Below are 12,989 nucleotides of genomic sequence, written 5' to 3'. Positions count from 1 at the left end.
AATGAACTACGAAGGCAAACTCGCACTGGTACTGGGGCTCGGAGAATCCGGGCTCGCGATGGCGCAATGGCTGCACCGTTGCGGCGCGCGCGTGCGCGTGGCCGACACGCGCGCGGAGCCGCAGCGCCTGCCGGCGCTGCTTGCTGCCGTGCCGGATGCCGAGTTCGTCGCCGGTGAGTTCGCGGCCACGCTGGTAGAGGGCGTCGACTTCGTCGCCGTCAGCCCCGGCCTGGCGCCGAACAAGGAACTGGCCGCCATCACCCCGGCCGCTGCGGAAAAGAACATCCCCGTCTGGGGCGAGATCGAGCTGTTCGCGCAAGCCCTGGCCGCTTTGCGCGCGGAGCAGGGCTATGCGCCGAAGCTCATCGCGATTACTGGCACCAACGGCAAGACCACGGTGACGAGCCTGACCGGCCTGCTGTGCCGCCGCGCCGGTTTCGACACCCGCGTGGCCGGCAACATCAGCCCGGCCGCGCTCGACGTGCTGCGCGAAGCGCTGGCCGAGAACAAGCTGCCGCAGGCCTGGGTGCTCGAACTCTCCAGCTTCCAGCTGCACACGACCTTCAGCCTGAACGCCGATGCCGCCACCGTCCTGAACATCACCCAGGACCACCTTGACTGGCATGGCGACATGGCGGCCTACGCGGCGGACAAGGCGCGCATCTTCGGCGCAGACACGGTGCGCGTGCTGAACCGCGACGACGCGATCGTGATGGGCATGTCCGCCCCGGGCGCGCAGACGATCACGTTCGGCACCGGCGAACCGGATGCGCCGGGCGCCATGGGCCTCGTCAACGAACGCGGCGTGCTCTGGCTGGCGAACGCCGTGCCGGGCGAGACCATCGAAAAGAAGCTGAAGAAAGGCGAAGTCGCCGAACCGGTGGAGATCGTCGTCAACCGCCTGATGCCGGCCGATGCATTGAAAATCCGCGGCCTGCACAATGCCTCGAACGCGCTGGCCGCGCTGGCCCTGTGCCGCGCCGCCGGCCTGCCGCTGGCGCCGCTGCTGCACGGCCTGCGCGAGTATGCGGGCGAGCCGCACCGCGTCGAGCTGGTCGCCACCATCGACGATGTCGACTACTACGACGACAGCAAGGGCACCAACGTCGGCGCCACCGTGGCCGCCTTGCTCGGCCTGGGTAAAGCGTTTGTCGGGGACAACCAGCAGATCGTGCTGATCGCCGGCGGCGACGGCAAGGGCCAGGATTTCGCACCCCTGGCCGAGCCGGTGTCGCATTATGTGCGCGCCGTGCTGCTGATCGGGAAGGATGCCCCGGCCGTGCGCGCCGCCATCGAACCGTCCGGCGTGCCGTGCTTCGACATGGATGATTTGCCGCAGGCGGTGCGCCGCGCCGCCGGCCTGGCGCGCAGCGGCGACTGCGTGCTGCTCTCGCCGGCCTGCGCCAGCCTCGACATGTTCACCAACTACGCGCACCGCGCGCAGGTGTTCGTCGATGCCGTGCGCGAGATCGCCCTCGACAAGGGAGTGGAGATCTGATGGCCTTCCAGCTGCCCTTCAAGTTTTCCGGTTCCGCCGCCGATGCGGTCGCCGAGCGTTCGCGTCCGTCGAAGATGATGGACTACGACCAGCCCCTGGTCTGGATCACGCTGATCCTGATGCTGTTCGGGATGGTGATGGTGTATTCGGCTTCGATCGGCCTGCCCGATTCGCCCAAGTTCACCAACCTGAACGGCCGCCACGAGTACTTCCTGTACAAACAGGCCGCCTTCGTCACGGCTGCCATCGTGGCCGCGTATGTCGCTTTCCGCTTCCCGGTCGCGTTCTGGCAAAAAATGGCGCCGCTGATGTTCGTCGGCACCCTGATCCTGCTCGTGCTGGTGCTGATTCCCGGCGTCGGCGTGGTGGTCAACGGCGCGCGCCGCTGGCTCTCCTTCAAGCTGTTCCAGGTGCAGCCGTCGGAAATCATGAAGATCGTCGTGGTGCTCTACGCCGCCGACTTCACGGTGCGCAAGCAGCAGTACATGCACAAGCTGACCAAGGGCTTCATGCCGATGGCCTTTGCCGTCGGCGTGGTCGGCATGCTGCTCCTGCTCGAGCCCGACCTCGGCGCCTTCGGCGTGATCGTCTGCATCGCCATGGGCATCCTGTTCCTGGGCGGCTTCAACATGATCTGGTTCGGCGGCATCGGCGCCATTCTGATCCTCGTGTTCTCGTCCATCATCGCGCTGTCGCCATTCCGCCGCGCGCGCATGTTCGCCTACCTCGACCCGTGGGAGGAAGGCAATTCGCTCGACAAGGCCTACCAGCTGACGCATTCGCTGATCGCCTTCGGCCGCGGCGAGATCGCCGGCGTGGGCCTGGGTAACAGCGTCGAGAAGCTGCACTACCTGCCGGAAGCGCACACCGACTTCATCATGGCCGTGATCGGCGAGGAGCTGGGCCTGATCGGCGTGCTGATCACGCTGGCCATGTTCTATTGGCTGGTCAAGCGCGCCTTCGACATCGGTCGCCAGGCGATCGCCCTCGACCAGTTCTTCGCCGGCCTTGCCGCGAAGGGCATCGGCATCTGGATCGGCGTGCAGACCTTCATCAACATGGGCGTGAACCTGGGCCTGCTGCCGACGAAAGGCCTGACCCTGCCGCTGATGAGCTATGGCGGCTCGGGCGTCCTGATCAACTGCGTGGGCCTGGCGATCCTGCTGCGCATCGACTACGAGAACCGGGTCCTGATGCGGGGAGGACGCCTGTGACGAATGTGAAGAAGAAGATGATGATCATGGCGGCCGGCACCGGCGGCCACATCTTCCCCGGCGTGGCCATCGCCCAGACCATGCGCGCGCGCGGCTGGGACGTGACCTGGCTGGGCACCGCGCACGGCATGGAACGCGAGTTCGTGCCCAAGCACGGCATCGAGATGGACACCATCGATTTCGCCGGCCTGCGCGGGAAGGGCATCGGGCACACCGTCAAGGGCGTGTTCAAGATGGCCGCCTCATTCGCCGCCTGCCTGCGCTATCTTGGTCAGCGCAAGCCCGACGTCGTGCTGGGCATGGGCGGCTACGTCACCGTGCCGGGCGGGATGATGGCGCGCATGCGCGGCATTCCGCTGGCCCTGGTGAACGCCGACGCCGCGCTGCTGCTGTCGAACAAGACCCTGGCGCCGATGGCGTCCCGCGTGCTGTTCGGCTTCCCGGCCGACTTCGGCGGCGCCGCCGGCAAGGCGGTCGTCACCGGCAACCCGGTGCGCCAGGCGATCCTCGACCTTCCGGCCCCTAGCCAGCGCTTCGCGGGCCGCAGCGGCCCGCTGCGCGTGCTCGTCGTCGGCGGCAGCCTGGGCGCCAAGGTGCTCAACGACAGCGTGCCGGCCGGCCTGGCATTGATCGACGCGAATGTGCGCCCGGTCGTGACCCACCAGTCGGGCAAGAAGAATATCGACGCCCTGCGCGCGGCCTATGCCGCCGTCGGCGTCAGCGCCAATGTGGTCGATTTCATCGACGACATGGCGTCCGCCTATGCCGACGCGGATTTGGTAATCTGCCGCGCCGGCGCGATTACTGTGTCCGAGCTGACCGCCGCCGGCGTGGCCAGCGTGCTAGTGCCCTTCGTTGCCAGCACCACCAGCCACCAGCGCGACAACGCGGTCTGGATGGCCGGGCAGGGCGCGGCGATCCACCTGCCGCAGGGCGAACTGTCGGCGCAGAAGGTGGCCCAGCTGCTGCAATCGACCACGCGCGCGAGCTGCCTGGCGATGGCCGAGGCGGCGCAACAGGTAGGCAAGCGGGATGCAAACGAGGCGATTGCCGAGGTGCTCGAACAACTGGCGGACAAAAAGAACGAACAATGAAACACAAGATCAAGCACATCCATTTCGTAGGCATCGGCGGCAGCGGCATGAGCGGCATCGCCGAGGTGCTGCTCAACCTCGGCTACAAGGTGTCGGGCTCCGACCTGTCGAGCAATGCGGCCAGCAACCGCCTGAAGGACCTGGGTGCGCGCGTCTACCTCGGCCATGCAAGCGACAACATCCTCGGCGCCGACGCCGTCGTCACCTCGACCGCCGTCAACGAAGCGAACCCGGAAGTGATGGCCGCGCGCGCCGCGCAAATCCCCGTCGTGCCGCGCGCGATCATGCTGGGCGAACTGATGCGCCTCAAGCGCGGCATCGCGATTGCAGGCACACACGGCAAGACCACGACCACGAGCCTGGTGGCATCTGTGCTGGCCCAGGGCGGGCTGGACCCGACTTTTGTGATCGGCGGTAAGCTCAACAGCGCCGGCGCCAATGCCAAACTCGGTACCGGCGACTACATCGTGGCCGAGGCCGACGAGTCGGATGCCTCCTTCCTGAACCTGTCGCCGATGATCGAGGTGATCACCAACATCGACGCCGACCACATGGAGACCTACGAGCACGACTTCGACAAGCTGAAGGCCGCGTTCGTGAATTTCACCCACCGCCTGCCGTTCTACGGCCGCGTGATGCTGTGCATCGACGACCGCCACGTGCGCTCCATCCTGCCGCAGGTGACCAAGCCGGTGACGACCTACGGCTTTTCGGAGGATGCGCAAGTGCGCGCCCTCGACGCCTACGCGGACGGCGTGCACATGCACTTCACGGTGCGCCAGGAAGGCTATCCGGATACCAAATTCGTGCTGAACCAGCCCGGCATGCATAACGTGCTCAACGCCTGCTCGGCCATTGCCATCGCGCGCGAGATCGGCATCGACGACGCCGCCACCGCCCAGGGCCTGCTGGAGTTCCGCGGCGTCGGCCGCCGCTTCACCCGCTACGGCGAGGTGGCGATCGACGGCGGCGGCAGCTTCACGCTGGTCGACGACTTCGGCCACCACCCGGTCGAGACCGAGGTGACGCTGGCCGCCGCGCGCGCCGCCTATCCGGGCCGGCGCCTGGTGCTGGCCTTCCAGCCGCACCGCTACAGCCGCACGCGCGACCTGTTCGAGGACTTCGTGAAAGTGCTGGCCACGCCCGACGTGCTGCTGCTGTCCGAAGTTTACGCAGCGGGCGAAGCGCCCATCGTCGCCGCCGACGGCCGCGCGCTGGCGCGCTCGCTGCGTGCCGGCGGCAAGGTCGAACCGATTTTCGTGGAAACGATCGCCGAGATGCCCGACGCGATCCGCCAGGTAGTGCGCGACGGCGACGTCGTCCTCACCATGGGCGCGGGCTCGATCAGCGGCATTCCGCATATCCTGACAACTGAACAAAAGGTAGCATCGTGAGCGACACCATTACCAATTTCGGCAAGGTCGGCGTGCTGTTCGGCGGACGTTCCGCCGAGCGCGACGTCTCGATCATGTCGGGCACCGGCGTCCTGCAGGCGCTGCAGAGCCGCGGCATCGACGCCCACGCCTTCGACCCGGCAGAGCGCAGCATCGCCGAACTGGCCGCCGAAAAATTCGACTGCGTCTTCATCGCGCTGCACGGCCGCTACGGCGAAGACGGCAGCCTGCAGGGCGCGCTCGAGCAGCTCGGCATTCCCTACACCGGCAGCGGCGTCATGGCATCCGCCGTCGGCATGGACAAGATCACGACCAAGATCGTCTGGCTGTCGAAGGGCATCCCGACCCCGCGCTACGCGACCGTGGCGCCGGGCGACGACCTCGACGCCGTCGTGGCCGAACTCGGCCTGCCGCTGATCGTCAAGCCGCCGCTCGAAGGCTCGACCATCGGCATCACGAAAGTGGAAAAGGCGGAAGAGTTCGAAGCCGCCGTGGCCCTGGCCGCGGGCTTCGACGAGACCGTGCTGGCCGAGGAATTCGTCACCGGCCGCGAGTTCACCGTCGCCGTGCTCGGCTCGGGCAAGCACGCGCGCGCGCTGCCGATCGTCGAGATCGTCGCCCCGCAAGGCAACTACGACTACCAGAACAAGTACTTCACCGACGACACGCAATACCACTGCCCGGCGCAGCTGCCGGCCGAGCTGACCGAAGAGATCCAGCGCCACGCCGTGAACGCCTACCGCGCGCTCGGCTGCGAGGGCTGGGGCCGGGTCGACGTGCTGGTGCGCGAGAGCGACATGCGCCCGTTCCTGCTGGAGGTGAACACCTCGCCGGGCATGACGGGCCACTCGCTGGTGCCGATGGCGGCGCGCGCCGTGGGCATCGGCTATGAAGACCTGTGCATCGAGATCCTGCGCTCGGCGCGCTGCAAGATGGTAAAGGCACAAGGCTAAGCATATGTGGCATGACGTACGCGCCCTCAACGCCACCGCCAGCACCCTGCTGGCGGCGACGCTGCTCGCCGCTATTGCGTCGGGGGTGTGGTGGCTGTCGCAGCGGCCGATGTTCACGCTGCGCGAAGTGCGTGTCGAGAGCCTGTACGGCATGCAGCTCAAGCACGTGAACGAACTGACGGTGAGGAACAGCGTGCTTGGGAAACTGCGCGGGAATTTCTTCACGACGGACCTGGACACGGTGCGCAGCACCTTCGAAGCCGTGCCCTGGGTGCGCCGCGCAACGGTGCGCCGCGAATGGCCGGACCGCCTGATCGTGGAAGTCGAAGAGCACGAGCCGCTCGGCACCTGGGGCGAAGGGCGCCTGCTGTCGGTGAAGGGCGACGTCTTCACCGCCAACCTGGCCGAGGCCGACGACGACCACGAGCTGCCTGCCTTCGCCGGTCCTGCCGGCAGCGAAAAGGAAGTGCTGGCGCGCTTTGCCGAACTGCGCGCCTGGTTCGCGCCGGTCAAGCTGGTGCCGCAACAGCTGTCGCTGTCCTCGCGCTACGCGTGGACGGTCAAGCTGGACAACGGCATGAGCGTGGAGCTGGGGCGCGAGCCGAACAAGAACACGATCAGGGCGCGCGTGCAGCGCCTGGTCGCGGTCTACCCGCAGCTGGTCGCCCGGCTGCAGGAAGGCCGCATCGATACGATCGACATGCGCTACCCGAACGGGCTGGCGCTGTCTTCCGCGGCCCTGACGGTGCCGGCGGATGCCACCAAGCCTGTGAAGGCCGCGGCGAAAAAGAAAACTCCTACTAACAAGACAACAAAGAACATCTAAAGCAGGCGAGCAATGACAAAAGACGCGAAAAACCTGATCGTCGGCCTCGACATCGGCACCTCGAAGGTGGTGGCGGTCGTGGCCGAAGTGATGTCCGACGGACGCCACGAGGTGATCGGCCTCGGTCAGCACGAGTCGAGGGGATTGAAGAAGGGCGTCGTGGTCAACATCGAGGCCACCGTCGAATCGATCCAGCGCGCGCTCGAGGAGGCCGAGCTGATGGCCGACTGCAAGATCCGCAACGTGTATGCCGGGATCGCCGGCAGCCATATCCGCTCGTTCAACTCGAGCGGGATGGTGGCGATCAAGGACAAGGAAGTCACCGGCACCGACGTCGCGCGCGTGATCGAGACGGCCAAGGCGGTCAACATCCCGACCGACCAGCAGCTGCTGCATACGGTGCCGCAGGAGTTCATCGTCGACAACCAGGAAGACGTGCGCGAGCCGATCGGCATGAGCGGCATCCGCCTGGAAGTGCGCGTGCACATCGTCACCGGCGCCGTGTCGGCGGTGCAGAACATCGTCAAGTGCGTGCGCCGCTGCGGCCTGGAAGTGTCCGACCTGATCCTGCAGCCGATGGCCTCGGCCGACGCCGTGCTGACCAACGACGAGAAGGAACTCGGCGTCGTCATCATCGACATCGGCGGCGGCACCACCGACATCGCGGTGTTCAGCGACGGTGCGATCCGCCACACGGCCGTGATCCCGATCGCCGGCGACCAGATCACCAGCGACATCGCGATGGCGCTGCGCACGCCGACCGGCGAAGCCGAGGAAATCAAGCTGCGCTACGGCGTGGCCAAGCAGGTGCTGGCCGATCCGGGCGAGACCCTGGAAGTGCCGGGCCTGGGCGACCGCGGCCCGCGCGCGCTCTCGCGCCAGGCGCTGGCCGCCGTCATCGAGCCGCGCGTCGAGGAACTGTTCGCGATGGTGCACCAGGTCGTGCGCGAGTCGGGCTACGAGGGCGTGCTCTCGTCGGGCATCGTCCTCACCGGCGGCACTTCGATGATGCCCGGCATGATCGAAATGGCGGAAGACATGTTCCTGAAACCGACGAGGTTGGGAACGCCGGATTATCGCGGCCAGCTGGCCGACGTCGTGCGCAGCCCACGCTATGCGACGGTGCTCGGCCTGTTGATGGAAGCGAAAAAACAGTATTTGCGGGGCCATATCGTGACCAGGCAGGATGGCTCGGTAAAGGCGGTGTGGCAGCGCATGAAGGAATGGTTCTTGGGGAATTTCTAAGCTGTAGATAGAACGGTAAGCAGAAGTAGCTAACAAACGTATTTGTTTCGGTACACATCATAAAATTTTTTTAATACTAAGCAGTATCCATGCGCTAGGCCTGATAGGCTTATGAGGTTTTGTGCTTGGGTACGGCACTTTCAGATTAGGAGTGACATCATGGAGTTCGATATGGTCGATAACGCAGCACTGGGAACGGTGATCAAGGTCGTCGGCGTGGGTGGTGCAGGCGGCAACGCGGTGCAGCACATGATCAACAAGGGTGTGTCGGGCGTCGAATTTATCGCCGCCAACACCGATGCCCAGGCGCTGGCTGCGTCGAGCGCGAACAACATCATCCAGATCGGCGAATCGGGCCTCGGCGCCGGCATGCGTCCTGAAGTCGGCCGCCAGCTGGCCGAGCAGACCCGCTCGCGCATCGAAGACTCGCTGCGCGGCGCGCACATGGTCTTCATCGCCGCGGGCATGGGCGGCGGCACCGGCACCGGCGCCGCACCGATCGTGGCCGAAGTCGCCAAGACCATGGGCGCCCTGACCGTCGCCGTGGTCTCCAAGCCGTTCTCGTACGAAGGCCAGAAGTGCATGGACATCGCCGAAGCGGGCCTGGACGAACTGACCAAGCATGTCGACTCCCTGATCATCATCCTCAACGAAAAGCTGGAAGAGATCTACGAAGACGAATCGATGATCGACTGGATGAAGCACGCCGACGACGTCCTGAACAACGCCGTCGCCGGTATCGCCGAGATCATCAACGTGCCTGGCCACATCAACGTCGACTTCAACGACGTGAAGACGATCATGAGCGAGCAGGGCAAGGCCATGATGGGCACCGCCACCGCCTCGGGCGTGGACCGCGCGCGCATCGCCGCCGAGCAGGCCGTCGCTTCGCCGCTGCTCGACGGTATCGACCTGTCGGGCGCCAAGGGCGTGCTGGTCAACGTGACCGCATCGCGTGGCCTGAAGGGCAAGGAGATCAAGGAAGTCATGGCCGCCGTGCGCGCCTTCGCCGCACCGGACGCCTCGATCGCACAGGGCATCGCCTACGACGACGCCATGGGCGACGAGATCCGCGTGACCGTGGTCGCCACCGGCCTGGGCAAGGCCAAGAAGATGCAGCTGGTGCAGCCGCAGCAGGTGATGCGCACCGGTACCTACAACGCACCGATGATGGGCACCCCGATGACCGGCGGCATGACCATGGGTTCGGCCAGCGTCGGCGGCGCCGGCGACGGCATGAAGCAGCCGGCCGTGTGGCGCCGCGAGCAGGCCTCGGAGCAGGTGCGCGCGATGCAGAACAATGGCGTCGAGACCTACGACATTCCGGCTTTCCTGCGCAAGCAGGCCGACTAAGCCTCATGCGGTGTAGATGAAACCGGGATCGGAGCAAACGCTCCGGTCCCGGTTTTTTTATGCGTTGACGCGCCGTAGGGTGGACGGGTTCCCCGTCCACGCGTTCAACAGCCGGGTGAAAGTTCGCGGTATGTCAGGCGTGCGTTGAACGCGTGGACGGCAGAGCCGTCCACCCTACGGAGGCGCGCTGTGCAGACCCCGGCTACATCAGGCATACTTGCAAGCTTTCCAAGATAACACTGAGGAGTTCTGCATGACCATCAAGATTGGCGACCGCCTGCCGGAAGGCACCCTGGCCGAATTCATCGAGACCGAAACCGAAGGCTGCACGCTCGGCCCGAACGTGTTCCAGGTGGCCGACCTCGCGAAAGGCAAGAAGATCGCGGTCTTCGGCCTGCCGGGCGCCTTTACGCCGACCTGCTCGGCCAAGCACGTGCCGGGTTACGTGCAGCACGCCGACGCATTAAAGGCCAAGGGCGTCGACGAAATCTGGTGCATCTCGGTGAACGACGCCTTCGTCATGGGCGCCTGGGGCCGCGACCAGAAGTCGACCGGCATCGTGCGCATGATGGCCGACGGTAATGCCGCCTTCACCAAGGCCCTGGGCCTGGACGCCGACTTCTCGAAGCACGGCATGGGCACCCGCTCGCAGCGCTACTCGATGCTGGTCGAGGACGGCGTCGTGACCCAGCTGAACGTGGAGCAGAACGGCTTCGAAGTCTCGAACGCCGAGACGATGCTCGCCCAACTCGGCTGATCCCGGCCACTTGTATTCCAACGGCGCTGCGGCGCCGTTTTTCGTCTGTACGCACATGAGCAACCCAGTCAGCACACTCTCCGGCAACCTGCGCAGCATCTACGCGATGCTGATTGCCGTCTTCATGTTCTCGCTGATGGACACGGCCATGAAGCTGCTCGCCGCGCATTATCCGGCGATGCAGGTGGCGGCCCTGCGCTCGCTGTCCTCGCTGCCGCTGGTCTGCGCCTACGTTGCCTGGCGCGGCGGCTTCCGCACGATGCTGCGGGTGCGCTGGTCGCTGCAGATCCTGCGCGCGGTGGTCGGGATCGCGATGCTGGCGCTGTTCGCCTATGGCCTGAAAAAGCTCTCGCTGGCCGAAGCCTATTCGATCTTCTTCATCGCGCCGGCCCTGATCACGGCCCTGTCGGTCTTCGTATTGAAGGAAAAGGTGAACCTGGCGCGCTGGATAGCCATTGCCATTGGACTGGCCGGGGTGCTGGTCGTGCTGCGCCCGGAAGGGGGCGGCTTCCTGACCCTCGGTGGGCTGGCCATCCTCGGTTCGGCCGTGTGCTACGCGATCTCCGCGATCGGCGCGCGGGTGCTGGCGCGCAGCGACAGCAGCGAGCAGATCATGTTCTGGCTGATGCTGATGATGGCGATCGGCGCCACCGTGCTGGCGGCACCAGGCTGGGTGCGGGTGGAGGCGGTCCACATCCCGCTGCTGCTGGGCCTGGCCGTGAGCGGCTTTTTCGGCCAGCTGGCGATCACGGAAGCGTTCAGCCACGGCGAAGCCTCGGTGGTCGCGCCCTTCGAATATTCGGCCCTGGCCTGGGGCGTGGCGATCGACTGGATGCTGTGGCAGACCCTGCCCGACGGGTACACCCTGGTCGGTGCGGCGATCATCATCGGCAGCGGCATTTATTTGATCCGTCACGAGAAGACCCACGCCGAAGCCGAGCATCCGTGAGAGCTCCCTGACCAAATCTTCTACCTGTCGTAAGAAGCAATGACCTCGTACACTGAGCCGGTATGATCGTCCGCTTGTTGAACGAAGTTCTGCTTCCGGGTCAAGAGTAGTCATCGTCCCCGTGACTGAATGACCGTTCAAACTGAACGGTCAATTCCTGTTTATTAGAAGAACCTAAAGATTGAGCGCTATCATGCCCAATGCGCTGGGCCCGGTGACGCTGAAATCATATCCAGTGACTTTGTGCGTTCCCAGCAGCGAGCCGTACATGTAACTTTGGCAAGACAGCGGGGTAGGAAGTAATATTGCAGCTTGTGAGAGGAAACAAATTGCCAGTATGATATGAAAAATGCACTGGTGATTCTTATGTGGGGACAAAAATGAAAACAAGCGTGCTGCAGGAATTTCTGAACCTGCGACTGTTAAACATTGGTGCAGATGACTCTCGCCTTGAAAAATTGAGTGATGCTTGCCACGAATTGGCGCAGCGTTACGCCGCAGAGCCAAAAGTTGCCATGGCACCGCTGCTCGCAGCTTGGGATCCCACCGCTGGGCCGGACACGACGCTGGTCGCTATTGGCGAGCTACTGCAGAAACACTGGCCTACTTTCCGAGGAGCATTCCAAGACGAGCCGCTCACCTTGTACCGTGCCATTGTTCTTGAAGCAGTCATGCGAGCAATGGAGCAGCAAGGCACCTTGGCCGTTGCCGTCAGCCTAGTAGGAGCTAACGTTTTGCCCCACCTTAACGTAGGCCAGGAACAGCGCATTGTATCGAAGATTTTGGAACGGGCTCAGAGCATCACATCCGAACGGCTCTCAGCGCTTTGGCCGACGCAACCCGAGCCCGCACCTGTCGCATCCTTAAAGTTGCCAGCCCTTACGGCCGTGAAAAATACGGCAGCGGACGCATGGTTCCCCCAGGTTGCCGCCGCGGCGGGAAATAGTACGAACAAGCCGGGAGTATCTCTTGACAACCCCAACCCGTATTGGCCCAACCAACCGCAACATTGGTCGTATGAGTTTGCGGACCGAATGGCGCCAATTTTGGCGGATGTCCACGACAAGGCAGCCAATACTGCATTAAAGGGAAGCGCACAAGCGCTGAAAGCGCTGGGCGAATCCATAGTAATCAAATTAAACGACTTTCTACGCTCTGAACAGGCACGCAGCAATCAGCTAAATACTTCGAGCCGCCTTCTTTGGTGGCGTCAAGCTCTGTACTCCGAGAGTGCTGCTGCGCCTTACCGCAAGCTAGAGGCTCCGCTCGTTGCACTTCACATGGCATACGACTTGGCGGACCTTCTGCCAGAGGTGTACCCGCCGGCCGTCGAGTCACTGCTGTTCGAAGCGGTTCTCGCTGCCGCCGGTGCGGAGGGCGAGGCGGAAATCGCGATGAGCGATTTGTTGGATGCGCAGAGGCAATCTGCACGAGTTGCAGACAGTAAGTGGCTGCAAGAACAGCGAACTACTTTAGGGGGACGAGGTCTATTGGTTCAGGCACTGGCGGACTCGTGTGCGATCGGTAAAGTTGAACTACCCCGACTTGGCCTTGACTTGAAGCCCAAGAAGGCGCTCGGCGACTGGGCGATTTGGCTGTTGCGAGAGGTCAAGGCAATCCGCGCCTTGTATTCACCGGACGAGGTCGAGCAGCTCAAGGAACAAGCGTGAGTGGTCGTTGCTCACAAGCTGCCTGCATCGCTCCTG

At 64.4% G+C, this 12,989-nt stretch carries 11 protein-coding genes; all 11 read left to right on the top strand.

Features of this window, described 5'->3' with window-relative positions; translation table 11 throughout:
• Position 1 precedes the first annotated feature (1 nt).
• A complete protein-coding gene (murD, locus tag ACWCIA_RS08795; RefSeq protein ID WP_454162427.1) occupies positions 2-1,498 on the top strand; it encodes a UDP-N-acetylmuramoyl-L-alanine--D-glutamate ligase in 1,497 nt (498 codons plus the stop codon).
• Entirely contained in the window at positions 1,498-2,712 is a 1,215-nt protein-coding gene (gene ftsW, locus ACWCIA_RS08790) for a putative lipid II flippase FtsW (RefSeq protein ID WP_454162425.1), read from the top strand. Before murD ends, ftsW begins: the two co-directional genes overlap by 1 nt.
• A gap of 20 nt (positions 2,713-2,732) precedes the next feature.
• Positions 2,733-3,806, top strand: a complete 1,074-nt coding sequence (gene murG / locus ACWCIA_RS08785; RefSeq protein ID WP_454162481.1) for an undecaprenyldiphospho-muramoylpentapeptide beta-N-acetylglucosaminyltransferase — start codon at positions 2,733-2,735, stop codon at positions 3,804-3,806.
• A complete protein-coding gene (gene murC, locus ACWCIA_RS08780) occupies positions 3,803-5,200 on the top strand; it encodes a UDP-N-acetylmuramate--L-alanine ligase (protein ID WP_454162423.1) in 1,398 nt (465 codons plus the stop codon). Before murG ends, murC begins: the two co-directional genes overlap by 4 nt.
• The gene (locus ACWCIA_RS08775; protein ID WP_454162421.1) at positions 5,197-6,153 is read left to right on the top strand and encodes a D-alanine--D-alanine ligase; all 957 of its coding nucleotides are present in this window, start codon (positions 5,197-5,199) and stop codon (positions 6,151-6,153) included. Before murC ends, ACWCIA_RS08775 begins: the two co-directional genes overlap by 4 nt.
• Before the next feature lie 4 nt (positions 6,154-6,157).
• Positions 6,158-6,979, top strand: coding sequence for a cell division protein FtsQ/DivIB (locus ACWCIA_RS08770; RefSeq protein WP_454162419.1), 822 nt, complete (start codon positions 6,158-6,160; stop codon positions 6,977-6,979).
• Positions 6,980-6,991: 12 nt separating this feature from the next.
• Positions 6,992-8,224, top strand: coding sequence for a cell division protein FtsA (ftsA, locus tag ACWCIA_RS08765; RefSeq protein ID WP_454162417.1), 1,233 nt, complete (start codon positions 6,992-6,994; stop codon positions 8,222-8,224).
• Between the two features lie 159 nt (positions 8,225-8,383).
• The gene (ftsZ, locus tag ACWCIA_RS08760) at positions 8,384-9,577 is read left to right on the top strand and encodes a cell division protein FtsZ (protein WP_454162415.1); all 1,194 of its coding nucleotides are present in this window, start codon (positions 8,384-8,386) and stop codon (positions 9,575-9,577) included.
• Positions 9,578-9,830: 253 nt separating this feature from the next.
• Positions 9,831-10,334 (top strand): redoxin family protein, encoded by a 504-nt coding sequence (locus tag ACWCIA_RS08755; RefSeq protein WP_454162413.1) that lies wholly within the window; start codon positions 9,831-9,833, stop codon positions 10,332-10,334.
• Between the two features lie 106 nt (positions 10,335-10,440).
• Complete coding sequence (locus ACWCIA_RS08750; protein ID WP_454162480.1) at positions 10,441-11,283, top strand: DMT family transporter; 843 nt, start codon at positions 10,441-10,443, stop codon at positions 11,281-11,283.
• 380 nt (positions 11,284-11,663) lie between these two features.
• Positions 11,664-12,953 carry a GTPase-associated system all-helical protein GASH gene (locus tag ACWCIA_RS08745; protein WP_454162412.1) on the top strand — a complete coding sequence of 430 codons (1,290 nt, stop codon included), beginning with the start codon at positions 11,664-11,666 and terminating at the stop codon, positions 12,951-12,953.
• The last annotated feature ends 36 nt before the right edge of the window (positions 12,954-12,989 follow it).

Source organism: Massilia sp. SYSU DXS3249 (assembly GCF_053668055.1).
This window is presented reverse-complemented; position numbering and strand designations above follow the sequence as displayed.

Coding starts and splice junctions, on each gene's coding strand:
- murC (WP_454162423.1), top strand. CDS start 3,803: ATGAAACACAAGATCAAGCACATCCATTTCGTAGGCATCGGCGGCAGC.
- murG (WP_454162481.1), top strand. CDS start 2,733: ATGATCATGGCGGCCGGCACCGGCGGCCACATCTTCCCCGGCGTGGCC.
- ftsZ (WP_454162415.1), top strand. CDS start 8,384: ATGGAGTTCGATATGGTCGATAACGCAGCACTGGGAACGGTGATCAAG.
- murD (WP_454162427.1), top strand. CDS start 2: ATGAACTACGAAGGCAAACTCGCACTGGTACTGGGGCTCGGAGAATCC.
- ftsA (WP_454162417.1), top strand. CDS start 6,992: ATGACAAAAGACGCGAAAAACCTGATCGTCGGCCTCGACATCGGCACC.
- ACWCIA_RS08755 (WP_454162413.1), top strand. CDS start 9,831: ATGACCATCAAGATTGGCGACCGCCTGCCGGAAGGCACCCTGGCCGAA.
- ACWCIA_RS08750 (WP_454162480.1), top strand. CDS start 10,441: ATGCTGATTGCCGTCTTCATGTTCTCGCTGATGGACACGGCCATGAAG.
- ACWCIA_RS08770 (WP_454162419.1), top strand. CDS start 6,158: ATGTGGCATGACGTACGCGCCCTCAACGCCACCGCCAGCACCCTGCTG.
- ACWCIA_RS08745 (WP_454162412.1), top strand. CDS start 11,664: ATGAAAACAAGCGTGCTGCAGGAATTTCTGAACCTGCGACTGTTAAAC.
- ftsW (WP_454162425.1), top strand. CDS start 1,498: ATGGCCTTCCAGCTGCCCTTCAAGTTTTCCGGTTCCGCCGCCGATGCG.